At 50.5% G+C, this 26190-nt stretch carries 19 protein-coding genes; 12 read left to right on the plus strand and 7 right to left on the minus strand.

The genetic code is table 11. The features are described 5' to 3' along the window. Positions 1–291: 291 nt before the first annotated feature. Together ACN5NT_RS05050 and pta are read left to right on the plus strand one after the other, a co-directional pair. Positions 292–2178, plus strand: coding sequence for a GNAT family N-acetyltransferase (locus ACN5NT_RS05050; RefSeq protein WP_419174697.1), 1887 nt, complete (start codon positions 292–294; stop codon positions 2176–2178). A gap of 77 nt (positions 2179–2255) precedes the next feature. Then, entirely contained in the window at positions 2256–4376 is a 2121-nt protein-coding gene (gene pta / locus ACN5NT_RS05055; RefSeq protein WP_419174698.1) for a phosphate acetyltransferase, read from the plus strand. Positions 4377–4568: 192 nt separating this feature from the next. On the opposite strand, the gene ACN5NT_RS05060 is transcribed toward pta, so the two are convergent. The 4 genes from ACN5NT_RS05060 to ACN5NT_RS05075 form a co-directional block, all read right to left on the minus strand. Then, positions 4569–6905, minus strand: a complete 2337-nt coding sequence (locus tag ACN5NT_RS05060; protein ID WP_419174699.1) for a serine protein kinase PrkA — start codon at positions 6903–6905, stop codon at positions 4569–4571. Between the two features lie 217 nt (positions 6906–7122). After that, positions 7123–8754, minus strand: coding sequence for a SpoVR family protein (locus ACN5NT_RS05065; protein ID WP_419174700.1), 1632 nt, complete (start codon positions 8752–8754; stop codon positions 7123–7125). A gap of 38 nt (positions 8755–8792) precedes the next feature. Further along, positions 8793–10178: a DUF444 family protein gene (locus ACN5NT_RS05070; protein WP_136795489.1), complete on the minus strand. Its 1386-nt coding sequence runs from the start codon at positions 10176–10178 to the stop codon at positions 8793–8795. Positions 10179–10244: 66 nt separating this feature from the next. After that, positions 10245–12305 carry a serine protein kinase PrkA gene (locus tag ACN5NT_RS05075; protein WP_136795490.1) on the minus strand — a complete coding sequence of 687 codons (2061 nt, stop codon included), beginning with the start codon at positions 12303–12305 and terminating at the stop codon, positions 10245–10247. 404 nt (positions 12306–12709) lie between these two features. Between ACN5NT_RS05075 and ACN5NT_RS05080 the strand changes: the two genes are divergently transcribed. Both ACN5NT_RS05080 and ACN5NT_RS05085 read left to right on the plus strand, forming a co-directional pair. Further along, positions 12710–13087: a RidA family protein gene (locus ACN5NT_RS05080; RefSeq protein ID WP_136795491.1), complete on the plus strand. Its 378-nt coding sequence runs from the start codon at positions 12710–12712 to the stop codon at positions 13085–13087. A 40-nt stretch (positions 13088–13127) separates the two neighbouring features. After that, on the plus strand, positions 13128–14444 hold the full coding sequence (locus ACN5NT_RS05085; protein WP_419174701.1) for a serine dehydratase subunit alpha family protein: 1317 nt from the start codon (positions 13128–13130) through the stop codon (positions 14442–14444). Positions 14445–14629: 185 nt separating this feature from the next. Here the strand turns inward: ACN5NT_RS05085 and purL are convergent, their stop codons facing one another. Next, positions 14630–18433: a phosphoribosylformylglycinamidine synthase gene (purL, locus tag ACN5NT_RS05090; protein WP_419174702.1), complete on the minus strand. Its 3804-nt coding sequence runs from the start codon at positions 18431–18433 to the stop codon at positions 14630–14632. Between the two features lie 365 nt (positions 18434–18798). Between purL and ACN5NT_RS05095 the strand changes: the two genes are divergently transcribed. From ACN5NT_RS05095 to arsB, 6 genes are all read left to right on the plus strand, one after another. After that, positions 18799–19308: a helix-turn-helix domain-containing protein gene (locus ACN5NT_RS05095; RefSeq protein WP_419174703.1), complete on the plus strand. Its 510-nt coding sequence runs from the start codon at positions 18799–18801 to the stop codon at positions 19306–19308. 371 nt (positions 19309–19679) lie between these two features. After that, positions 19680–20141, plus strand: coding sequence for a DUF4920 domain-containing protein (locus ACN5NT_RS05100; RefSeq protein ID WP_419174704.1), 462 nt, complete (start codon positions 19680–19682; stop codon positions 20139–20141). A gap of 12 nt (positions 20142–20153) precedes the next feature. After that, positions 20154–20708, plus strand: coding sequence for a PepSY-associated TM helix domain-containing protein (locus ACN5NT_RS05105; protein WP_136795496.1), 555 nt, complete (start codon positions 20154–20156; stop codon positions 20706–20708). A gap of 203 nt (positions 20709–20911) precedes the next feature. Continuing rightward, complete coding sequence (locus ACN5NT_RS05110; RefSeq protein ID WP_136795497.1) at positions 20912–21316, plus strand: ArsR/SmtB family transcription factor; 405 nt, start codon at positions 20912–20914, stop codon at positions 21314–21316. Position 21317: 1 nt separating this feature from the next. Further along, on the plus strand, positions 21318–21776 hold the full coding sequence (locus ACN5NT_RS05115) for an arsenate reductase ArsC (protein ID WP_419174705.1): 459 nt from the start codon (positions 21318–21320) through the stop codon (positions 21774–21776). Next, the gene (gene arsB / locus ACN5NT_RS05120) at positions 21769–22953 is read left to right on the plus strand and encodes an ACR3 family arsenite efflux transporter (RefSeq protein ID WP_136795498.1); all 1185 of its coding nucleotides are present in this window, start codon (positions 21769–21771) and stop codon (positions 22951–22953) included. The genes ACN5NT_RS05115 and arsB overlap by 8 nt, the downstream gene beginning before the upstream one ends. Before the next feature lie 185 nt (positions 22954–23138). Here the strand turns inward: arsB and ACN5NT_RS05125 are convergent, their stop codons facing one another. Continuing rightward, positions 23139–23531, minus strand: a complete 393-nt coding sequence (locus ACN5NT_RS05125) for a hypothetical protein (protein WP_419174706.1) — start codon at positions 23529–23531, stop codon at positions 23139–23141. A gap of 445 nt (positions 23532–23976) precedes the next feature. On the opposite strand from ACN5NT_RS05125, the gene ACN5NT_RS05130 reads away from it, so the two are divergent. Together ACN5NT_RS05130 and ACN5NT_RS05135 are read left to right on the plus strand one after the other, a co-directional pair. Next, positions 23977–25203: a putative sulfate/molybdate transporter gene (locus ACN5NT_RS05130; RefSeq protein WP_419174707.1), complete on the plus strand. Its 1227-nt coding sequence runs from the start codon at positions 23977–23979 to the stop codon at positions 25201–25203. Between the two features lie 12 nt (positions 25204–25215). After that, positions 25216–25824: a YigZ family protein gene (locus ACN5NT_RS05135; protein WP_419174708.1), complete on the plus strand. Its 609-nt coding sequence runs from the start codon at positions 25216–25218 to the stop codon at positions 25822–25824. Positions 25825–25876: 52 nt separating this feature from the next. Here the strand turns inward: ACN5NT_RS05135 and ACN5NT_RS05140 are convergent, their stop codons facing one another. Continuing rightward, positions 25877–26125 (minus strand): hypothetical protein, encoded by a 249-nt coding sequence (locus ACN5NT_RS05140; RefSeq protein WP_419174709.1) that lies wholly within the window; start codon positions 26123–26125, stop codon positions 25877–25879. Positions 26126–26190: the final 65 nt, after the last annotated feature.

The raw sequence follows: 26190 nt of genomic DNA on the forward strand, positions 1-26190 counted from the left end.
CAGATGGTGCGCCGCTTTTTCCCCACTTCAGCTCCTCCTCACCCGCAGACTCCATAAATCAAAGAAAAAACGTGATTTTTCTACGACCACTCACCAGATTCTGACATATTAACGTCGTTATATGGTAAAATATAACGACAGCGTAAGATACATATTCCGCCCCCTATTCTCTATCTCCCTGAATAGTTCCTGCATTTCATGGGGAGTTAAGCTTTCAAAACGATGACGTAACAATGCAGCTGTTCACTTCACGGGTGGTTTTATACCCCGAATAATTATGGAGAGTGAGTTATGGCAGAAAATATCTACTGGGCCGACACCTATGTTCAAAAGATCTGCAGTTCAGCCCAGGCAATTCGGAAAATACGGCATGGCCAGCGTATATTCATAGGCTCTGCCTGTGGCGAACCCCAGGAACTTGTCCGGGCCCTCGCCCATTGTTCAAAAGAGTTCAGCGGACTTGAGATTGTCAGAATGATGAGCATGGAAACCTCATCACTTATCGATATCGCCGACCAGACCCATGATGCCAGCCTGAACATCCGCTCCATATACCTGGGGTCTACCAGCAGCGAATCACTCTCCCGGAATAAACGCTTTATCACACCGATGAATATGTCCGAAGTGCCCTCACTCTTTACCAGCCGCAGGATGCCGGTGAACGTAGCCATGATCCAGGTTTCCCCCCCGGATGATTTCGGCTGGATGAGTCTCGGCATCTCTGTCGATGTCACCTACGCCGCGACACTGGCTGCCGATTTCGTCATAGCACAGGTCAACGACAGAATGCCCAGGGTTATGGGCCACAGTTTTATCCATGTCAACCAGGTCGATGTTGTTGTCGAACATAACGAAGAGCTGCTGACCATAGCACCAATTGAACAATCTGAAACAGCCGCCCGTATAGGCAAACAACTTTCCAGATTAATAGAAGACGGCTCCACCCTGCAGGTTGGACTCGACGCTGCCTCCCAGGCCACGGTGCAGGCACTGGAGGGGAAAAATGACCTCGGCTTTCACTCCCAGTACCTCACCGAAGACGTAATGCATCTCTATTCGCAGGGGGTGATCACTAACCGCTGCAAAGGATACAACGACGGCAAGCTGGTTGCTTCAGCCGCCCTTGGAAGCTCCAACCTCTACGAATTTCTCCACGACAACCCCGGTATAGAGTTCTACCCCTCCGATTACGTGAACGACCCATTCACCATCGCGCGCCACAACCGGATGGTCACCATGAACCGGGCCCGTGCTATTGATCTTACCGGGCAGGTTCTGGCCGAAGCCATGGCCCACACACTCTATGCCGGAGTGAGCGGTATACCTGATTTCGTGCGGGGAGCCCGCGGCTCCAAGGGTGGAAAATCGATTATCTTTTTACCTTCAACCATCAACAACGGTTCAATGTCGGCAATCACCCCATCCGTAGCGGGCGAAGCCGTGGTGGTACCGCGCGGAGATGTACATTTTGTGGCAACCGAATTCGGCGTCATCAACCTCTTCGGTAAAAGTCTGCAGGAACGGGCCATGGCACTGATCAGTATTTCTCACCCTGATTTTCGCGATGAACTGCTCGACTCAGCCAAAGAAGTCGGTCTGGTTGCGCGTGACCGCAAACTGGGAACAGCCGGAAAAGCTGTTTACCCCGTCCAGTTAGAGGATTTTGTTTATCGGGATAATCTCAAGATAACCATCCGTCCTGCCAAGCCGGTGGACGAACGAAGGATTCAGGAGCACTACTATGGCCTTGACAAAGATGATGTCGTACGCAGATTTTTTCACGAAAAAACAAGTTTTATCCGTTCCGATGTGGAAACTAAATCGCAAATTGATTATATCAGAGAACTCACGCTTATTGCCCTTGTCGGTGAAGCGGGTTTTGAGAATGTCATTGCCATTGGTGAATACCTCCTCGAAGCTGAAACCAACATGGCGGAAGTAGCTTTCTCCGTCAACACCCAATATCAGGGACTCGGCCTGGGTAAAGCACTGCTGAAGAAGATCTCAGTGGCAGCACGTGATAACGGAATTGCAGGACTTGTTGCCTATACGGTGCCGACCAACAAGGCAATGGTGAACCTGTTTAAATCACTTCCTTATAAGGTTGTGACATATTTTGAAGATGATGGTCTCAAATTGACCTGCAAGTTCGATGAGCTCAAGGAAGGACTCGAGTAGGACCCACCATAACATATTAATGATGCAGGATATGTCGCAACTATCCTCATCCTGGTAGATTAGCTGTAGAGGGTATCATGGCAAACAATCTGTATGTGGCTGCAACTGAGCCACGAAGTGGCAAATCAGCCATTACGTTGGGGCTGATGGAGCTGCTTAGCCGCAACATCAAAAAAGTAGCATTTTTCAAACCGCTTGTCCTGGTTGAAGACAGAAACAGAGAACGGGACAACACCATTAACCTTATCAAGAGTCAGTTCAATCTCTGTTTTGATTACGAGGAGATGTGCGCCTACACTTTGAATGAAGCCAGTCAACTCATTTCCCTCGGTAAGCAGGCGGAACTGATGGATGGCATCATGGCCAAGTATAACGCCCTGGCCGCCAAAGCTGACTTCATTCTCTGCGAAGGTGCCGAGTTTGAGGGCGCCTCAGCTTCTTTTGACTTCGACATCAACGTCGATATCGCCAACAATCTGGGTTGTCCGGTCATTCTCGTCGCAAACGGTAAGATGAAGAGTCCGGATGACGTTGTTCGCTCCATCAAGGTCTATCATGAGTCCCTTGAAGAGCGCAGCTGCGATATTCTTGCTACCATTGCCAACCGCGTCGATCCGAGTTATGTCGAGCAGGTGCAGGAGTTGATGAAGGTCAAGGTTGCACGTGGTCTCACTTACGCTATTCCCAACGACGAGAACCTCGGTAATCCCTCAGTCGGCGAAGTTGCCCGCCTGCTCAATGCCGAAATCCTCTATGGTGGTGAAAACCTTACCCGCCACGTCCGCAGCTTTACCATCGCCGCCATGCAGCTCAGGAATCTGCTGGAGCGTATCGACTACGGCACCCTGATTATCACCCCGGGTGACCGCTCTGACGTGGTTCTTGCCTGTCTGGCCGCAGTACACTCCATGTCCATGCCCAACATCTCGGGCATCATGTTGACTGGCGGACTGGTCCCGGAAGAGGCTGTTCAGAATGTGATCGAAGGGTTCCAGGACACAGTGCCAATCATCTCCGTCAATGAGAACACCTACGAAGCAGCCATCAGGGTTGAGCACATCCACGCTGCGATCACTCCGGACAACACCCGCAAGATCACCCAGGCCCTCGCCGTGTTTGAGCGCCATATCGACATGGATGAGTTGAGCGACAAGATCATCAAGACCAAGACCACCATCGTCACTCCGAAGATGTTCGAGTCCCAGTTGCTGCAGCGTGCAAAATCTGATAAGCAGCACATCGTTTTGCCTGAAGGTGAGTCCGACCGTATCCTCCAGGCCGCTGAGATTCTGCTGCGCCGCGAAGTGGTTGACCTGACCCTCCTCGGTAACGAAGACAAGATCAAGGAACGCATCAGCAGCCTTGGTCTTCACCTCGACAATGCCCAAATCATTGAGCCTGCCAAGTCACCGCACTTCGAGGACTATGTCCAGACCTACTATGAGTTACGCAAGAGCAAAGGTGTAACCCTCGACAATGCCCGCGATATCATGGATGACCTCAACTACTACGGTTCCATGATGATTTATAAAGGGCACTGCGATGGCATGGTTTCCGGCGCTGAACACACCACCGCCGACACCATTCGCCCCGCTTTCCAGTTTATTAAGACCAAGCCGGACTGTCCCATTGTCTCCAGTGTTTTCCTGATGTGCCTCAACGACAGGGTACTGGCGTATGGTGACTGTGCGGTCAACCCCAACCCAACCGCAGAAGAGCTTGCCGAAATCGCCATCTCTTCTGCCCAGACCGCTGCCATCTTTGGTATCGATCCGTTGGTGGCGATGCTCTCCTACTCTTCCGGAAAATCCGGAAAAGGTGAGCAGGTTGAAAAAGTGCGGCGCGCCACCGAGATTGCCCAGGAACGCGCCAAGACTGCTTTCCCCGGACTTGAGATCGAAGGGCCGATCCAGTATGACGCTGCTGTCGATCCGCAAGTCGGTAAAGCGAAAATGCCTGACAGCAAAGTTGCCGGTAAAGCCACTGTTTTCGTATTTCCGGATCTCAACACCGGTAACAACACCTACAAGGCTGTTCAGCGTTCCGCCAATGCGGTAGCCGTTGGTCCAATCCTGCAGGGGCTGAAAAAACCAGTCAACGACCTGAGTCGTGGCTGTCTGGTACCGGATATCGTCAATACTGTGGCGATTACCGCAGTGCAGGCCCAGGCCGAAAAAAAACAAATAAGCGGCAAGTAATAAAATCCGATTACCAATAAAACTCCGCTTCACGAAGTGAGGCGTGAGGAGTAAGGGGGATAGGGCTAACAGCTTAAAACCAAAACCATCCTATCATCCCGATATGCGAACCAAAAAAAGGGGCTTTCCTGTTTCAGGAAAGCCCCTTTTTTTGGCCAAGTCAGCCCTCAACATCCAACATCCAACTCGCCGTCACACCCCTGTTTCTATATCAGAAATTGTCGACCGGGCAACCTCCCTAACCGCTTTCTCAGCAAATGCCTGGGCCAGATTATTATCAATCACATAAATACAGATCTCTTTCGCACCCTGGCGTGAGTATTTGTATTTTCTGGTGAGGTTCTCAATCATGTAGGTAACGTCTTCCTGGATCTTGGTGTCGTAGGTTCTGAAGGAATCTGAATCAAAATCCCGAATTGCCATCCGGAAGTTCTCGTTTTGCAGGAAGGGCACCAGCACCTTCTCCTTGAGATTATGGACGTATCGTCCGTAGAGATGGATGAAGAGTGAAGTCTGGGTTATATCCAACTCATCACGAAGAATCTCCTGGGTCAGGGCTGAAGTCGTGTACGCCTTCTGGACATTATTCCTGAAAGCGTTGGCCTCACTCTCGGTTACCAGCAATCGTGCCTCGACCCTCCTGAAAAAATCGGCCGTAATCTCTATAAAGTCTCCAGTATAGGTGCATCTTTCGCTGGCACCCTGCTCAAAATTAACAGCGAACATATAATTCTGAATATCGCGGGAGATCTGCTCTTCGTTGTAGTAGTAGAGCGCCTCTTTTACCTCCTGCAACACAGTGTAATTGTACATCCTGAGCAGGGAATCAAGAAAACCTTCGGGCAGTAGCTCTTTGTCCTGCTTACAATACTCACGGAAGAATGTGCCCAACATGGACATATCTATCATCTTGTCGTCACGGGCAAACCTGGTGTAAAACTCATTGAACATCCGTATCGAATCACGCCCGGAAAGCCCTATCCAGCCATCATTTTCAGATTCAGCGATAACCTTCTTTCTTCTCTTGGCCGTGAACTTTTCAACATCATTGGCTTCAAGCCATTTCGGAATATTGCCGGTGAAGATTTCCATCTTCAGCAGCAGCAAATCCTTGTCACAGAACAGTTCATACTTCTCGGGATCACCGATCCACTCGAGCAGCGCTTCCGATTGGCAGCGCAACCTCGTTGCTATAATTACCCGGGCAAAGTTATGCAGCACCCTGGGCAGAAAACTCTTTTCGATTGCTTTGCCAAAGATCTCCAGGTAAATCTGCACCTCGGTTTTGAGGTCGAGAATATACGGGATTTTTATGTATTCGATACGATCAGAAAACGCCTGCAGGTCGTCCAGAATTCTCCGGTCTTCCGGATTCATCAGGGCAAAAAGCAGTGAGTTTACCCGCTCTTCCAGATCCTCAACCTTATGGATACCGTCACTGATGATATTGTGCAGTTCCATCAACCGATCCGTGTTATGGGACTTCACATCCATCAGGGCGTATATGCCGTTGTTGGTCTTGGCATACCGTGAATAGAGGTACGCTACCTGCTGGGAGCCTGCAAAAAGAGCGTTGAGGTTTTTCTGGATCACATCATTGTGGATCACATTATGCCTGAGCGGTTTATCACCAGGATTAAAAACCGAAATACCCTCTCCCAACCTCCTTCGAATGGCATAGGGGCGGGCATAGACATACCGCATGATATGTTCGGGATCCTGATATTTTTTTAACAGCCCCTGGTATATTGAGGTGCAGATAGTGCAGGGCTCATCCCGGAATATCCACTCATACTTCTTCTCGGTGAACAGCTTCCACTTGAACTCTCCATTTTCAAAGAGATCTTCCAGGAATTGGCGTCGAACATCTTTCGGTATGATCAGCAACGGGTTGTCATGGCTCGGACAGGGCACGTTGAAATAGTTTGTTGTCTGATCTTTTACATTTATGAAATTCTTTATCTCTGTCGCCGCCCGTTTCTTGCCATCATTTTCAAGGATTGATGCGATCCGGTCTGTGAACGAGCTGAGAGTCTGTCCTCCTTCCTCATAGTCATCCCTGTTTAAACGCCAGACGACTTCGTAGCGAGCCCCTTCAGGGGTGTTGGCATATTCCTCGAATTTTCTGAGCAGATTATTTAAAAATGTCGATTTGCCACTGCCGTGGGGCCCTTCAAAAATGTAAATTTTATTCTGCTGGGCGCCAACAGAGACTGAATCCACATGACGCATCAACCTGTTGGCAAAGAGACGATCTGCAAAAAACGGACGATCGGAACCTTCAACGAAAAGACGGTTACAGTTGTAATCGAGGTAGTCTATCGACTCTGCATCATCCTTATATTCATCTATTCCCTCACAAATAAAGGTACTGATCATATCGACATAGACCTGGTATACATCACGAATATTGCGCTCAGGCTGGGCTATAACCTCCTGAAGATAATCAGAAAATGTGATTAGCGCCCGCTTGGCCCAACTCCCCCTGTGCTTTCTGAGACTCTCCAGGGCTTTGTTCAGTTCTTGCATCGAAACACCTGTATATTGGCTTTGCCTTTATCCCGTCATGTTTATGTTGGCACCTTATACCCCGACTTTCATGAACATCAGCTCAAAACCCTTCTATCCCCTGCAACAAGATGAGCTTGAAACTGTACTCTTCATTGTTCCCGCGAGACCACCTTGCCCGCTTGAGTTGCGAGAAGCGGACAAGTAAGATCCGGGCTCAATCGAAACGTGCAGTTCTCTATTCCGCCAACTCCCGTGAAAGTTTACGCCCCTTCATTGTGTATTTGAACCGCTTCCAGACATACTGTTTCCGCATTTTTTCTTCAGGTCCGGCAAGAGACGGTGTCTCATCAACTTTTATGGGAATTGGCTCTGACGAGTAGAGGGCCACCGGCCCGCCCCAGAGGAACTCCACCCCCATTAAAGACCCGTCCACGAACTCACGCAGCAGTGGCTTATTTTCAAATTTATGGTCTAGCACCAAAGTACCAGCTTCGGTCACATCAACCGTAACCGACGGGGGGTGATAGAGCTGTTCAGCCACCATTTTTCGGTACTCATCCGCTTCCCTGCTTTTCACATAGTACTGCCAGGTCATCCGCTCCTTGTTCAGCTTTTTCCCCACCACAAAAAGCTTGTGCTTATCAACAAAATCCTGGTCGATGAAAGAATTTACAAACATTGAGTCTGCGTAATTTTCACGTACATAAAAAATATAATCACGACCTTTATTCTTTTGCAGGTCATACTTGCTGCGAGCATAACTGTCATAAAGCCTGCTGAACTCAAGGTCAAACTTCCCCTTGTTGGCCTTTTCCTCAAGATAGTAAAAGAGCCGCATGCCAAGGGCATAGGGGTTTAAGCCAACCCGCGGCATCGAGGTCACCTTGGCATTGATTATGGCGAACTCCACTTCATGACCTTTGATCCTGTCGTCACGGAGAAACAATTCTTCATGCCAGTAGCTGGCCCACCCTTCATTCAATATCTTGGTTCTGATCTGGGGCTGAAAATAGAGCGAGGTAGTACGGATAACCTCTATAACGGTGGCCATCCAGCGATTCTCTTCCTTTTTTAAAAACGGTGAGTGTTCTATCAGGAACTGCAGGATATCCATACGGGAGCGACCGGCATCTTGGGCGACATGTTTTTTATAGTAGGATTCCAGCTCAGTGTATTTTGACTTCACCGTCTCCAGAAACAGTTGTTCCCCTTTCTCCGGATTCTCCTTGATCTTCTTGTTGTAATCCTCTATCTCCTTCACGTAGCCAGAGATGCTCTTCTTCTGATGTTTCTGTAAAAAGACATCAAAATAATAATCCAGCATAGTTATCCTGCGACCATCCGGCCGGGCATAACCTGCCAATGTTTCGTAATAACCAACAAGGTTATCCACCGCCTTGGCAAATTCGATCACATAATCGACCCAGTGTCCTTTTTCTGAACGCAGCATGGCAATAAGCCGCTTGTCCGAAATGGCCTTGCTGGAGAAATCATAGTCCCAGGTATGGCGGAAGTAGATATTGTTCTGGAAAAAATCGATATGGCCAATAACGTGATAAAAAATCATCACGTTCAGCCAGTCCGGGTTATTGTCGTTGTAAAACGAGATCGGCGGTCTGGTATTGATTACCGTTTCATACGGATTTGATGGATAGAGCTCATACCTGCCGGTTTCTTTCAAAATTTCAACATCCTGCACCCAATAATCATAAAGGGTCGGAATCATGTTTTTCGGGCCGAGCTCGAGCATATCACGGTTGGTGACGATATACTCAAGGCTCTCATCCTGAAAGGTTAGCCCCGCATCACGGGCGCGTTCCTTACACCCTTCCATGATTTTCTTGGCATGTTGACTGATCAGTTCCATATTATTTAGATCCTGATGGGTCTTCGATATTCCGGAAATTACGCGATGAGTTTCTTTATACCGTCAATAAGTCTGGTTTCTGTGGCATCCTTACTCAGCACATCAAGACGCAAATTGTTTCGCCATTCTTCAAGCAATCCCGATTTACGCAGATAGGTCTCAACTTCTGTCTTACCCGAGATGCCATACCCGTTCTCGGCGATGGTCACCCCGATTCGAGCAGCATAGCCCAACATCTTTTTCAGCTCAGGAATCGCCTCATCACCCCTGGTATCCCAGTCATCCCCATCTGTACCGTGGAAAATATAGATATTGTAATCCTTCTCCAGGCTCTCATCTTCCACAATCTTGTTTACCAGCTTATAGGCTGCGGAAACCTGTGTCCCCCCCGCCACCTTGGAGTTGTAATAGGTGTTGAAGTCGTCCACTTCCTTAGCCTCGGTGTCGTGGAGCACGAAACGGGTTTCAACCTGCTTTTCATACTGGAAAATCAGCCATGAATAAATGAGCACATGCTGATTCACCACCAGTTCCGTGGGCTTGCCGCTCATGGAGCCGGAATAGTCGCGGACAAAGAACACAACCGCTTGTGATTCATAATCTTTTTCTCTGGAGAGAATCCGATAGACCCTGTCACGGGGCGACATGAGCAGGTCCGTAGTGTCTATCCGACCTTGACCGGAAATCCGTTTCAGCCCAATGTTGGTCTGAATTATGCGCCTGAGAGTCGCTTTTTTATCGAGAACCTGACCAAAGCCACGGTTCTTGTCTGTGAGATCCCAGGTATACCTGGTAAGAGAACGTTTTTTGCCTTTATCGCGAAGATTGGGCAGCGCGAACTGCTCGGTCAATACCCTGCCGAGGTCATAGGCATTGGACTCTATCTCGTGGGATGCAGCATCGCCCTGGCCTGCACCTGTTCCAGCGCCATCTTCCTGGCGAACCGGCTGCTCACCGATTACCTCTCCCTCTTCCCCTTCACCAGAACCGCCGTCGCTGCCACCTTCTCCTTCACCCTCCTCTTCTTCGTCAAGTCGCACCTTGTCATGAATCAATTTCTCTTCGACGGTAGTTGGTACAACCACCACTTTTTCATCACCGTCGCGGCCGGGCTTGACCAGCTTGCCAATCCGGATCTTTCTGGGAAACCCATCCTTTTCCCGCTGGGAATCCTTTTCCAGCAGATAGTCGAGGGAATGCACCGAACTGATTGGCGTAGGTTCCGGAGCTGCCCCACCATGCAACATCTGGTAATCGTTATAACCATACATGGACAGAGGCCGGATTGGTGGCTGCAGGTTATGGTACAGATCAACATCTCCTGCTTTCTCAGCCGCCACCAGTTCACGCCTGATCATCTCATCCTGCTCTTTCGTCAAGCCACGCGCTTTACAGCTGACATAGAGTTCACGTAATTTTTTCATGATCTCCGAGGTGTTACGCCAGTTCGTCTGTCTCGTGCTCAATGACACAGCGACGCTGGCAATCCACTAGTTTTCGTCCACCTGGGTACAGAAATACTCGATGGTCTTCTGGGCACAGGTTGGGCAATAACCGAGCTTATTGAGCATGGTATCGATCATCCTGTCATACAGCTTCTGGTTCTCCTCGTTTGTCCGGTTGGCCAATGCTCCGATGAGACTGCCGGCCCCGGCAATATCAGACTTCAACCGCACATCGGTTACAGCCTTGACCAGCTCCAGATTGTCCATAAAGTCATAATTCGGATCAACGGAGATCTTCTGGCCATATACCTTCCTGATCGAGGTTCTGAACGAATCTTTCTGCTCTCTTGTCTTCAGGCCGAGCCGGTCTTCCACCGAGTCGATATACCGCTCGTCAATCTTGATCGCCAGCAGTTCACCGGTCTGGGGATTTTTATACTTCCACATTTTATCCGCCCCCAGATTCTCTGCATCGATGCCTATGATCATGTTCACATAGTTCAAAACATCTTTTCGTATCGCCAGCGGTTCATCCATATACGCATTGAACATCTCTGTCAGAATACGTTCCCGGTACAGGCCCCGTGCTATTTTCAAATCGTCCAGGAATTTTGCCCGATCATTTGCCTCGCTCACGTAGTCGAGAACGATTCGCTCCAGAGACCTGAAGACATCATAGGCAAACATACATTTGCCCTCGTTGGTCTCACTTGATTCAAGCATCAGCTGCATTGTGCGGCCGAGATTTCGCTGCCCCAGCCCCTTCTGGCCAAAACGTTTGGTAATGTCATGATCCTGATTCAGGATATCAATTACCTCAGAAAGAGTTTTAAGACTCTTCTCTCCAGCGACCTCCCCCGACGCCAGCTTCATGGTTTCGATAGGTGTCAGTTTCTCGGATCTTGGCAGCCTGGTGAGAACCACCGCTACTGAAGCTGCGTAATTCAGGTTCGGGTCCTGATGCATCACATCGCCGGTCAGGGTAGTCTTCGACTCATCACCTATAGCGTAAGCAGTCAGATCACTCTGCAGTTTATAGTTGGTATTATGCGAGACATAGCAGATACGGCAGCGATCGATAATGGGCGCCTCTTCCTTTTCTGCCAGAAAGCGATTGAACTCAGAGTTGTTTGAAGTAGCGATGATAAGCGTATCAATCGGCCATCTATAACCGTCAATCTCAATGGTCCTGTTCTGGATTACGCCCAGATAGACCTGCACCAGATCTTTCTTGTTTTTGTAAATCTCATCACTGAAATGAATACCTCCGCCAGCCACCCTTGCCAGGGCGCCACGCCGCAAATCAAAGCGAAATGGATTATTGGTGTCAGTGATATGCAACAACCGCTGAATAGACTCCTCCCCCAGCAGATCTACCGCCGAAGAGGTGATTTTATCCTTGGCAGGATATTTACCGGTCACCGTGCCCAGGCTCTCAACCAGAGGCACCCTCACGATATCGATAAACTCGAGCATCTTGTCGACCTGGCCGTCCGTATAGTCCCGTATATCGTTCCAGATATAGGCGGAGCAGGCACCAAGCGGTCTGTAGTTTTCATACCACTCGTCAATCATGGCGCTGGTCGAGCGATATTTTTTCTGCAGGTACTCTTTTGACTCCCCTTTATTTTCCAAGAGGTTCATCGCCAAAATCATGGGATCTTCGTAAGTCTGGGACTCAATAATTTTGATATTGCCGTAGTCCCCGATCTTATCGAGATATTTGAACCGAAAGGTATACTTGTGGTTTCCCGGCTCTGCCAGGAAATCGCGATACATGGCACACAGGTATTCGACCAGAAAGGTCTTACCATTTCCAGGTTCACCCACCAGCACATATGCCATCTCTTTGGATGAACCGCCCTGGGCCGCATCTTTCACGAAGGAGACAAAGGAATTAATCTCATCGTACATGCCGATGATATGTTTCCTTCCTTCTCTGAAGATGTTGAAGTCAAAAGTGGTTTTACCGTTTACCACCACCTTGTCTATTTCCCGGTCGAGGATCATTCGACTGACACTTTGAAAGGCGTTTTCAAATACTCGCTCTCCCTTTTTGACCGCACCAATATGGTTATGGAGTGTATTCGTCCCTTGGGCTGGCATTATTCCCCTCCTTTGTACGATAGTTCGTAGAAGTTTGAGCGTTAGGTCATATAATTAATTATCTGCACAGATTCACTTGGAATACAAGTTGACACATATAAAAAGAGGCACAGTAAATTACTGTCTCCAACGCAAACCTGCCATCTGGCAGCAAAGCTGTTTGCCGTTTTAGTGTAGCACATTTTTGCCAGGCAGAGGTACTGCCTCAAGCAATTTTAGAATGACGTTCCTGAAGTACAATCGACAATCTTATTTGAGCATATGAACGTTTTATATTGACAGAGTTGATCAAAATTGAGAAATTAATGGATGAATTAATTACTACAATGTCAGAGTCTTGCTGAATTCTGTTCTTACAAAATTCGCAACGCATCATTTTTGATAGAGAAACAAAGGATAATGTAATGAAAAAAGTGTATACAACCGACAAAGCACCAGCAGCCCTTGGTCCATACTCGCAGGCAGCCTCTGCCGGAAATCTGGTGTTTATCTCTGGTCAACTGCCGATTGATCCTGCCACCGGGAAGTTTGTCGAAGGCGACATCGCGACCCGCACTCACATGGTTCTGAAAAACCTCCAGGCTGTCGCCGAAGAGGCCGGAGGATCCCTGGATAATATTGTGAAAACTACAATTTTTCTTACCGATCTCGATGATTTTCAAACTATGAACGCCGCCTACGCCGAGTACTTTACCGACTCACCACCGGCACGTTCCACCGTTCAGGTAGCAGCCTTGCCGCTGGGATCGAACATCGAGATTGAAGCCATTCTGGCGCTGTAATTACCAGTTAGTTATAACAACGCCCCGAGGTACTATTTTTATGAATTTTACGGTCAAAGACATTCTGCAGATGGAGGTAACTCTCGCCCTCGGCTGCACAGAACCGGTCGCCGTCGCCCTTGGCACAGCAGCTGCCGCGAGCATACTCCCTGAAAAGCAGTTCGACTCCATTGAGGTTCTGGTAGACCCCAACATCTACAAAAATGGCATGGCCGTAACTATCCCTAACAGCGGTGGCCTGGCTGGCATAAACACCGCAGCCGCCCTCGGAGCCTGCGGATGTGACCCGTTGCTGGGCCTCGAGTTATTTGAATCGCTCAACGAAGAATCCGTCCAGCAAGCCAGGGATTTACTCAAGGCTAAAGCTGTAACGGTGAAGGTACGGGAGGAGCGCGGGCTCTACATAGCAGCCAGGATTGTCTCCGGCGATTCAATGGCAGAATGTACCATAGTCGATCTGCACAACAACATTGTCAGCCTCAAGCTCGATGGCAACGAGGTGACCGATTCGCCTCTAATCGCCACCTTGCCTGAAAACGCCGGCAAAAATAAACTTGCCGAGCTTGAAGAATGGCTGAGGCAGCTCAGCCTTAACGATCTTTACGACCTGGTTGATGAACTTGATGAAGAAGATCTCGCTTTCCTGCAGGAAGGTGTCGAACACAACCTGCGCCTGGCCGAATACGGCTTAAAACACGGCAGCGGTCTTGGTATCGGCAAAGGTATCGACCGATTGCTCAAGCAGAAGCTTCTGGTCAACGACATGGCGACCTCGGCCAGAAGGCTGACCTCGGCTGCAGCAGACGCCCGCATGAGCGGCGCCAAGCTGCCGGCTATGAGCTCTGCCGGCAGCGGCAATCACGGTCTCACCGCCATTCTGCCCATCTGGGCCATCAAGGATTTTATCGACACCGATGAAGAAACGGTGCTCAAGGCGATTGGCCTCAGCCATATCATCACCGGCTACGTCAAGGCACATACCGGCAGGCTCTCAGCGGTATGCGGTTGCTCAGTGGCGGCAGGTGCAGGCGCCACCGCCGGCATCGCCTACCTGGTTGGAGGTGACGCCAACCACATCGCCGGCGCGATCAAGAATATCCTGGAAGATCTGGCCGGGGTTATCTGCGACGGCGCCAAAGCCGGCTGCGCCATCAAACTCAATACCGCAGCCGGTGCTGCGGTGCAGGCTGCGCTCTTTTCCCTGCAGGGTATCAACGTCAAAGACACCGACGGCATTATCGGCACCTCCCCCGAAAGCACCATCAGAAACATGGGAACTCTCAGCCACGAAGGCATGAGCGCCGCTGACAAGACCATCCTGCAGATCATGATCGACAAGGAAAAGAACAGAGCTTGATGCAGCTGCCCATCCCCGGTCTGACTCACTCGACCGGGGGAGTTCTCCTGCTGGAAGAAAAGTAGAGGTTCTGTAACAGCAACAAACTATCCAGTCACCTCTTTGTTCTGCTCAACAGGCAAAAAGAAAGGCGCATACCCGAAGCCGGGATGCGCCTTTCTTTTTATTCCTCAGGGTGCCTTCTCTTATTTCATGCACCACTCATAGGCGTTCTGGAACATCTTCATCCATGGAGTAACTTCAAGATGCTTCAGTCCCTCGGGCAAATAATGTGCCTGCCATGAAAGGAAAACACGCTCAGGATGCGGCATCAGCGCCAGGTGGCGGCCGTCGGCAGAGCAGAGTCCTGCCAGACCTTCCGGTGAGCCGTTGGGGTTGAACGGATAGCTCTCGGTAGCGTTACCTTCGTCATCCACATAGACCATCGGGGTCATATTGTTTGCCTTGACCTTATCCATGATCTCAGCATCCGGGAAGTGGAGCTTTCCTTCGCCATGGTCGACATGGATTCCGAAAACGGTTCCTTCCATGCCTTGCAGCATCATGGCATTGGACTCCTGCACTTTCACGGTGGCCCAGCGGGACTCGAAACGACCTGACTCATTATGAATGAAGCGCGGCTGCTTCTCCGCCGGGATATCAAGCTCAGGCACCCAGCCAAGCAGGCCGAAGAGCTGACAGCCGTTACAGATACCGAGGGTAAAGGTATCTTCGCGGTTATAGAAATCCCTGAACATCTTCTGCAGACGCTCGTTAAAGCGGATGGTGGCTGCCCAGCCCTTGGCGGAATCGGGCACATCGGCGTAGGAGAAGCCGCCTACTGCAGCGAGGCCTCTGAACTCTGCGAGGTCGATGGTGCCGGCCAGCAGGTCATTCATGCAGATATCCCAGGGCTCGAACCCTGCGGCGTAAAAGGCACTGGTCATCTCGCGATCTGAATTGGAACCCTCATCACGCAAGATAGCTACCTTCGGCTTATCACCAGCCTCAAGTCGCTCAACCGGAGTCGCAGTGGGCTCAAATGGCAGTACATAGCCTGGACCTTTACGATCGTAGATATTGCACTTTTCCTGCTCTACACAGTTCACATTGGCCTGCAGACGCTCGAGCTGGTAACTGGTCTCTTCCCAGAGGCCACGCAGCACAACCATCTCTTCAGCAAGAACTGAACCACCATTAACCGCAACCTTGATCTGCTTTTCAGTTGTGGTGTTACCGAGCACCGCATTGGCGACACCGGCAGTTTCAAGCAACTGCTGTACAGCCGCAAGATTTGCGTCGTTGCACTCAACCACCATACCGACCTCTTCTGAGAAGAGCGCTTCGATGGCACCAGACTCCGTTGCCAGATCGATATCAATACCGCAGTTACCGGCGAAAGCCATCTCGAGCATGGTGGTGATAAGACCGCCATCACTCCTATCGTGACCGGCACTGATGAGTTTTGCCGCAATCATCTGCTGCACCGCATTAAAAGCCGCCTTCAGACCTGCAGGGTTTTCCACATCGGGGCTGTCCGCACCAAGCTGGCGATGGACATGGGCCAGAGCTGAACCGCCCAGGCGATTTTTGCCTCCGGTCGGATCGATGAACAGCAGTACGGAATTGCCTGGGTTCTTGATATCCGGTGTCACCTTGGCGGTGATATCCGGCATGGTGGCGTAAACGGAAATGGTGAGTTCACGCGGAGATTTTACAGTCTCTTCACCGACCATGGTGGCCATTGAAAGACTGTCTTTGCCTCCATCGACCGCGATACCCACCTCGATCATGGCGTCGCGCATGGCTTTGGCAGCATCATAGATGGCCGCACCCTCGCCCGGCAGTTTCGGTGCCCACATCCAGTTGGCTGAACATTTCACCTGGTCGATTGCATCAATTTTGGCCCATACCAGGTTGGTCATAACCTCACCAACCGCCATTCTGGCACCTGCCGCAGGGTCGACAAGCATCTTGATCGATTGCTCACCGATCGCAGTGGCAATACCGGTTTTACCGAGATGACTCTGGGCCACAACTGCCACATCGGCCACGGTCAGCTGCAGCGGGCCACAGCACTGCTGCTGGGCAATAAGGCCGGTTACCGCACGATCCACCTTGTTGGTGAGAAAACGCTTGGAACCAACCGATACCAGACGCAGCACCTTGTCCAGTGCATCACGTACGGTGAGGTCTGCCGGCAGCTCAACAGGATTGGAAGCGATCCTGGTACGGTTATCGGTAAAGGTCTTCTGGGGTATTTCACCCAGCAGGGCATCCAGATGGATATCCACCGGAGTAGAACCATCGTTGGAATCATGTACCACGAATCTCAGATCGCCGGTCACTTCGCCCAGCACTTCGCAACCAACCTTCTCACGAGCGCAAATCCTCTTAAATTCCTCAATATTCTCAGGACGAATCAAGAGCCCGCAGCGCTCCTGGTATTCGGCAACATAGATTTCCAGCACAGACATGGTGGGATCACCCACCCGAACGTTTCTAATCTCAACCCGACCGCCGGAATTCTCAACCAGCTCTTTCATTACGTTGGCGGGACCACCTGCGCCCTGGTCGTGCATGACGTCGATCAGGGTCTTGTCACCCATCTCGTTACAGGCACGAATGACACGGCTCATCTTCTGCTCCATCTCAGCGTCACCACGCTGGACGGCATCGAAATCGAGCTCGGACTCGTTTTCACCCTGCATCATCGAAGAAGCCGCGCCACCACCGAAACCGACTCGATAGGCCGGGCCACCCACCTGCACGATGAGCATGCCTTTTTCTTCTTTTTCCTTCTCGGAGTGGCGATCATCAATCTGGCCGATACCGGCGGTGAACATGATCGGCTTCAAAAAGCCCCAGCGCTCCCCGTTATCAAGACGCATATCAAACGAACGGGCGAAACCCTGGATCACCGGCTCACCGAACTTATTACCATAATCGGAGGCACCGTTACTCGCCTCGATCATAATCTCCAGCGGACCGGCGAGGTTATTAGGGACCGGTGCATCGTCTTCCCAGCTGAGAGGGTATCCTGGAATATTGAGATTACCGACGCAGTAGGCCGCAGTTCCTGCCACGACATAGGCCCCTTTGCCCGTACCCAATACGTCGCGGATACGGCCACCCGTTCCTGTCTCGGCACCCGGGAACGGTGCCACGCCGGTGGGGAAGTTATGGGTCTCGGCGGTGAGCAACGGATTATAGGTCGCATTTACTTTTTTAAATGGAGAGGGCTTACCAGGCTCAACCGGATGCAATGTGGTGATTTCGTAGCCCTTGATGGCGCTGGAGTTATCTTTAAAAGCAATGGAGGAACCTTTCGGGTTGGCCTTTAAGGTATCGACCACCAGATCAAAGAGAGTATCCGGATACTCTTCGCCATCGATTACCTGCTTACCCTTGAAGTAACCGTGGCGTGAGTGTTCAGAGTTGGCGTTATTGAGATCCATGATCTCAACGATGGTCGGGTTACGCTTCAGTCTGCCCACGAAATAATCGTAGTAGAGGTTGCGATCCCATTCATCCATGGAAATACCCGGAATATTCAGCAGGCCGTCAGGCCCCTCGCTGATCAGGTCTACATCGTATACCTGTTCCGGATCCACGCCTGTCTCAAAGCTTGCCAGCGGCTCCGGGTAATGACACTCGGTCATCCGGTCATGATTGGCGTCGATAAACTGCTGGATATCCTGGCCCTCCGGCACAATGTAACGGCGGGATCTCTCAACCCTGGTAATAATGTCAAGGCCGGTCGCCCTGCAAATGGAAACCATATTCGACGACCAGGCGGTGGCGAAATTCATGCGCGGTCCAAGCTCGACAACACGGTCACCCGCCAGAACCGGAGAGGTGGAGACAGTCTCCGCCAGAAAGCCATCGGCCAGGATCAAGCGTACCCGTAGCACTTCTTCATCCGTTAACTCGCGGCTGGATTCTATGTTAAAACAGTAGGCCCGGCTATCGTCAATCTTCCGATACAAACGTGTGATTTTCACACTCATTTTCGCATCCTTTTATTTGGAGGTATTCCTGCAGTTACAACAATTTTCCCAGACTGGTTTGGACTGCGGGAGATGGTTTTTAAAGTGAAGATACTTCAGCTTTGCTGGTGAGTAACATCTTAGCTGCAGAAAAACATCTCAACATAGCATTTTTTACCAGAAATATCTTGCTCAAAGTGTATTTAGCGGTGGTTTTCAATCAGAGTATCAGCCCTCTGAGATTATTGCAGAGAGTCAGTGAAACAACTATCAGCCTTGAATATCTCATGAAATAATTGTACGTTCCCGAACGTATTTAGCTGACTCGACGAGCAGACAGTTTCATTTCTACCCGCTTTTTTTAATACATCAGGATAACAATAGTCATGACATTACAATCTTCATCCTCAAACTCCGCAGGTCTGCTTCTTTCCCCGGACCACCAGATCGTTTGTGCCAAACTCAGCAGATTGAACGCCCCTGACGTCAGTCAGCGCGCCGCCGCCCTTATCCTGCTCGATCAGGGCACGACCCAGGCTGAAACCGCCGAGCAGTCAGGACTGAGCATCGGTCAGATCCGCTACCTCGTTAAGCGTTTTAAAGAAAAAGGTATGGAGATGTTTCCCGCAGACGTTCTAAAAAAGGCTGCCGACAGCGAGCCGGTGTCATTGAATGCAGCGCCTGAAAAAGCAGCTGAAGCTCAGAAAGCGATTGCCCCGGATGGCGCCGAAGCAACCCCAGAGTCTACCGATACCTCTGCACGCAAAAGCCAGGATCCCTCTGCCCCAAGGCCTGGCAAAATCAGCAAAAAGGGCTCTAAAAAACGCCCTAAACGACCAAAGCCGATTAAAAAGAAAAAGAGCAAGCGCAAGCGCAGAAAGAAAAAACAGGGCTGATGCCCCAATCTCTCTTTTTTCAGTCTGACGCACTTTTCATCCGCACATTCGACATTGAACTGCTGCGCTCGACAATTTTGTCGAGCGCAGCACCCATCCTGCCCATCCGCCGGCACTTCCCCACCGATACCTGCACACACTTCCTGCACCTTATTCTCCTGATTTATCGGTCTATTCTTCAAAAACACTTCATTAATATCACGTTGTGGCAATCCGGTACGGGATTTGTATCGGCAACACAGATAATAACCTGAATTTCATACCGGCATTGAGCCAGAACCATCAGCTGCGACTTTGCCCGAACCAATGACAATTTTGCTCGATACCACCGATCTGTTTTGTCTGCAACTCAACCTATCAGGAGATAACACATGAAGAGAATCACCCTGCTTTTTCTGGCTGCCACCCTGCTTTTCACCGGTCAGGCCTTTGCCAAAACCTATGGAAATGGTATCAGCGAAGGCGAATCCACCGCCATCTCTAGAATTCTCGATGCACCTGACGAATATCTCGGCAAAATAGTAAGAGTTGAGGGCCTTATAATCGAAGTGTGCGCCAAACGAGGCTGCTGGATTTATGTGGCAGGAGATCGCCCCAATGAAAAGATCCAGGTAAAGGTCACCGATGGTGAAATCGTCTTTCCCATGAGTGCTACCGGCCGGGTTGGCATTATAGAAGGTATTGTAGACGAGGTGAAACTTTCCCGGGAAGAGCTCATCAAGTACCAGCAACATCTTGCAGAGGAAAAAGGTAAACCATTCGACCCCGCCTCGATTGATGAAGGAACACGCTTTATCCGCCTGATCGGCCTTGGCGCTGAAATTAACGAATAACCGGTGCCCCATATGAAATGGCGTCGCTGGAACAACATAATCCACCGGGATCTCGGCTACCTCTGCTTTGGACTCACCATTATCTATGCGATTTCGGGAATTGCGGTAAATCATATTGCAGACTGGAATCCCAATTACCGGATTGAACGAATTCAATCTACCATCAACCCTGCCCCCTTAGTCGGACTGACCGGTGATGGTTTAATCAGGAACATACTGACCCAACTCAAAGAGAGTGGCGAAATCAAGGGAAGCTATCAGACAGACGATACGACTCTGCAGATTTTCGTGGTAAACAACAACATTACTGTCAACCTTCGCAGCGGAGAAGTTTTCGAGGAAAAGAACCAACCGAGAAAAGGGCTGTACCAGATGAATTTTCTGCATATCAATCATGCCAAAAAGCTCTGGACCTGGGTAGCTGATCTCTATGCGCTGGCGCTGATGATCGTTGCCGTCACCGGGCTTTTTATACTGCGTGGTAAAAAAGGCCTACGCGGCAGAGGCGCCTGGCTGACCGGGGCCGGAATCGCCCTGCCTATATTTTTCCTCTGGCTCTATCTGTAAAAATCCCCTGTAAAACAGTAGTTCATTCTTCCCTCCCCGAGCCCTGTGCTAGTTCTCTTGCACAGGGCTTTTCAGGTCCTGTAACACCCTTCCCTCTCTATTATTTTTTGGTTAGCGCCCACCCCTTTGCCTACATTTTAATTGACAGATGTGGCACCGCACCACTATCATTTAGCCGGTCAGCTAAATGAGGTTCTAATACAATGATTGAAAACATAATCACACTAACCAAGGCATTTGCAGATGGTAACAGGATGAGAATCCTGATGGCGCTGCAGCATGCAGGCGAACTCTGTCCCTGCCAGATCACCGAATTGCTTGAGGTGAGCGGTGCAACGATTTCCCGACATCTTGGGGTTTTGCAGCGATCTGCAATAGTCGAGAGCAGGAATGTCGGCAAATGGGCCTATTTTCGCCTCAAAGAAGATCAGGAGCACCAGACGATGATCACCTGGCTATCGTCCCAGCTCGAGTCAACGGAGCAGATACAAAGGGACAGAGAGGCACTGACTGCGATTCTCGCCCTTGACCCTGAAGATATATGCAGAAAGCAACGAGGGACGGAATGTTGCCCCGTACCGTCTGAAGAAGGAAAGGAGGATAAATAGCGTGCCCGTTAACAAACCGAATGTCCTGTTTCTCTGTACGGGAAATTCCTGCCGAAGCCAGATGGCTGAGGGCTTTGCCCGTCACCTGAAAAGTGACAGGATGAACGCCTTTTCGGCAGGAATAGAATGTCACGGCTTAAATGAGAATGCCGTGGCTGTTATGGCGGAAAAGGGGGTGGACATCTCAAGCCACACCTCAAAAGTAGTCGAGGAACTGGGCCAGATTGAATTCGATTACGTGGTGACGGTATGTGGTCATGCCAACGAGACCTGCCCCATGTTCAGAGGTGACTGCAAGGTTATCCACGTGGGTTTTAACGATCCACCCCAAATGGCCCTGGCCTTTGAAGATAAAGAGCAGAAGCTCGAATGTTATCGAAAGGTTCGAGACGAAATAGAAGTATTTATCAAGACTCTGCCTGACAACCTGCCGGGCTATACGGAGAAAGGAAATGACTGATCAGCACAACTCAAACGAGCGTCGGATGACTTCGATTTTCGAACGTTATCTTACGCTCTGGGTAGGAGCCTGTATTGTCGGCGGCATCCTGCTTGGCAAGATTGCACCCGACTTTGCCCACACTCTGGACGGGATGGCAATCCATGTCAACGGGGCCCCGGTGGTTTCTATCCCCATCGCCATCTGCCTGTTTTTCATGATGTACCCGATCATGGTCAAAATCGACTTTGCCTCAGTGGTCAAAGCTGGCAAGAGTGCCAAGCCGGTTCTGCTGACCCTCTTTATCAACTGGGCGGTAAAACCTTTCACCATGTACGCCATCTGCATTTTCTTCCTTGGCTTTTTGCTCAAGGGCTTTATCGGGGAGGCCGCGACGGATCTGGTAAAGATTCCCTTCGGGCTTGATCTTGATGTCGGCGCAATTCATGGCGCCGGTACAGTGGTAATGCACGAGGGCCTAAAGATGCTCGAAATTCCGCTGTGGCGCAGCTATCTTGCAGGCTGCATTCTACTTGGCATCGCACCATGTACCGCGATGGTTCTGGTCTGGGGATATCTCTCACGCGGAAACGACGGCCTCACCCTGGTGATGGTTGCGGTAAACTCCCTGCTCATGCTGCTGCTCTACGGTGTCCTGGGTGGATTTCTTCTTGGCGTGGGCAGACTGCCGGTACCGTGGCAGGCATTGCTGCTCTCCATCTCCATCTATGTGGCACTGCCATTGGTTGCCGGATATTTCTCAAGAAAGTGGCTGATTCAGACCAAAGGCAAGGTGTGGTTTCATGAAAAGTTCCTGCACGTCCTGACTCCGATCACCATTATCGCCCTGCTCACCACTCTGGTGCTGCTCTTTTCTTTCAAAGGCGAAGTGATCCTGCAGAACCCACTCACCATTCTCTGGATCGCCATTCCGCTTTTCATCCAGACTGTGCTGATTTTTGCTCTTGGTTACGGCCTGGCGAAGGTCTTGAAGCTTTCCTATGAAGATGCGGCACCCGCTGCGATGATTGGTGCTTCAAACCATTTTGAAGTAGCCATCGCTACTGCGGTTATGCTTTTCGGCCTCTCCTCGGGTGCAGCCCTTGCCACGGTTGTCGGTGTATTGATCGAGGTGCCGCTGATGTTGATGCTGGTACGTATCTGCCTTAAAACCCAGCACTGGTTTAACCATCAGTAACTCGTATTCAGAATGTCATTCTCCCCACTTGAGGGGGGAAAGACAACAACCATACCCCTGTTTTTTTTAATCAATTCAGGCAGGGCCGGATTCATTTTTATTGGCCGTAAACTATAGCAGGCTATGTTTACGGCCAAAACACCGAATAAGCTGGTGGTGTACCGTGGCTGATGAGAAAGCCGGATTCAGCCTCTGCTCAAGATCATATGTTCAACCTGGGGACCGACTTTTTTCCAGTCAACGCAGGGACGGGCAAATTTTCTCGGAAAGATCAATGGACAGCCAAAAGCCGCATCATCTATATAAAGTTCGCCATACGCCTTGGGACTGGCGGTCCAGCTATCCTGATCGGGATTTCGGTTAATGCCATACAGCTCAACCCCTTCACGCCGCAGATAATCCACGGCATCCGTAAGCAACATTCTCCCCGCCTGATCCGAGCGCATGGTGAAGAGGATTATTCGGCCGCCACATTTATGAAGCCTCTTCAGCCACTGGATAGCTCCCGGCACCGGTTCACCAATATCGGGATATCGATGGTCGACAATGGTTCCATCAAAATCTATGCACAAATACATTTCCCCTCCCGCACATATATCTCATGAAAATAACCAGCAAGCTATTTTCATGTTTTGTAATTGCAAAATATTAAGCCTACTGCCTGAACATTTCATACGGGTACAATACCCAAAGAGCAGCTCTATAGTGTGTTGAAGATTCGCCCCTGTGGACCATGTCGACAAGAGCTGCTCTGCGGCAGACCACTTCAACTCGTTCTATAAATCGGCTGAACATCGCTTGATACCAAATCCTTTTGCTACAGTACGTAAATGTGCTGCATTTTGCAATCAATAGCACACACCATCACCCTGTTTATCGTTGTCATTTTGACGTCTTGAGTATGCATAGCCTGGCAAACATGCTGACCTGATCACCACTTTGTTGTATAGTGATGCTTTAAATCGCAATCTTCTAAATTTAACTTATGGCATCAGCTTCATTACGCTTTAGCATTCTACTACCATGACGCCCATACCAAGCAGAACAGAGCATTACCGGACCATGCGCTTCAACCGTATGGAAATTGCAGGCTCGCTCGGCGACCTCGGAACCCTGTTGCCGTTGACCATGGGAATGATCCTGGTCAATGATCTCTCCGCGGTTGGCACTTTTTTCGCAATAGGACTCTTTTATCTGCTGGCCGGATATTATTTTAAAATCCCGGTTGCCGTACAACCTATGAAAGTGATCGCCGCCTATGCCATAGCCACGGGCATGACCGCGCAACAGGTAAGCAGCTCAACCCTGCTGATCTGTATATTCATGGCCATAATAGGTCTCACAGGGGCTATCACCCATATCGGCAGACTGATTCCCAAATCTGTGGTTCGCGGCGTGCAGCTTGCGACTGGCGTGCTACTGATGAACCAGGGGATTCACTTTATACTGGGAACTTCCGCCTCGCAACAGGCCACCGGCCTTGCCGAACCGTTTTTCCGACTGCAGCACATTGGCCCTGTACCTGTTGGCTTTCTACTCGGTATCGTGGGCTTTTTCATAACCCTGGCCCTGCTGAACTCCAAACGTTTCCCGGCCGCTATCATCCTGATCTCGCTCGGCCTGCTGGCGGGATTCTGCTTCGGTGACTACGAAAATCTCATAAAAATCCAGCCCGGCATTTATCTCCCCCAGATTCTGCCCTATGGCTTTCCCTCTTCTATCGACCTGAGCTTTGCGCTCTTTGCCCTGGTGCTGCCGCAGATCCCCATGACTCTCGGCAATGCCGTTGTCGCCGCCACAGAACTCTCCAAAGAGTACTTTCCGGGGGCAGCAGAACGGGTGAGTTACAGATCAATGACTCTCAGCATGGCCTTTGCCTCCGGTCTCTGTTTTTTACTGGGAGGAATCCCACTTTGCCACGGTGCCGGAGGGCTTGCCGCCCACTACCGCTTTGGTGCCCGAACCCATGGCTCTAATATTGTCATCGGCACCCTGTTTATTATGATGGCAATTTTTCTCGGCCCCCATGCCATCGCCTTGCTGCATCTCTTGCCTATGGCGATTCTCGGCGTGTTACTCCTCTTTGCCGGTGTTCAGCTCGGCATGAGCATTATTGACATTGAGGAACGTGCAGATCTCTTCGTTCTCTTGATAATGCTGGGCCTCACCCTTGTTCTGAACCTGGCCTGGGCATTTGTCGCAGGTGTTCTGCTCGCCCACGCCCTGCGCTCGGGCAAGCTGCATATTTAAAGTGTTAATGCCATGAAACCCTATTCCATCCCGGCGGCCCCGGTAGTCGTTGAACAGATTGTCAAACGCAGCCAGTTCATCTGTTATATAGAGCATTGCCCCACCAAGGCCGACGCCGATGCGTTTATACGCCGTATCAGCGAGAAGCATCCAGACGCAAACCATAATTGCTGGGCCTGCGTGGCCGGTAACCCCGGCGACCCTGCCGGGTATGGTATGAGCGATGATGGTGAGCCCCGCGGCTGTGCCGGAAAGCCCATGTTCAACGTACTGCATCATTCCGGGATTGGTGAGATCTGTGCCGTGGTCAGCCGGTACTTCGGTGGCATCAAGCTGGGAACAGGAGGTATGGCCAGGGCCTACAGTTCAAGTGTTCAACTCGCCATGGATCAGTTGGACACAAGAGTAAAGATAAACTATGCCAGGATAGCCCTGACTCTGCCCTATTCATTACTTAAAACAACTGAACACCTGATCTCGGAGGTGGAAGGTACAGTTGCAGACGCGGAGTACGCCGCTGACATACAGCTTATTGCTGAAATTCCGGAGAGTATGGAAGAGTTGTTTCAGGAAAGAATACGTGAAGCAAGCCAGGGAACAATACTTTACCAAAAAGACTGACGGCTGGGCGAAAGCAAGCGAGAATCTGCAAAATGGAGCACACTCAACCGGCTCATTTCTCCGATACTGCTTTCTCCTGCCGGCGCTGGATCAGCTCAAATAGCTGAGCCGGCCCACCCCGGAATATACAATACAGCCCAAGGCCGATCACAAAGAGCGCGGTGAGCACGGAATCGTACCCTGTGTTGGAAAGTAAGCCAGTTCCGCGCAACAATTCCCAGCCTGAATACATCATCACCATGCCGATGCCTATGCGGCAAAGGTTCATAACCACGAAAGTGACTTTTTCTGCAAAACCCATGTTTCCTCCTGCAGAGGTCTGTTTTCCGGTCCGATACAATTCGACCGCAACAGCACTCTATAAGA

It is taken from the genome of Desulfosediminicola sp. (genome assembly GCF_048381775.1).
GTDB lineage: Bacteria > Desulfobacterota > Desulfobulbia > Desulfobulbales > Desulfocapsaceae > Desulfopila > Desulfopila ganghwensis.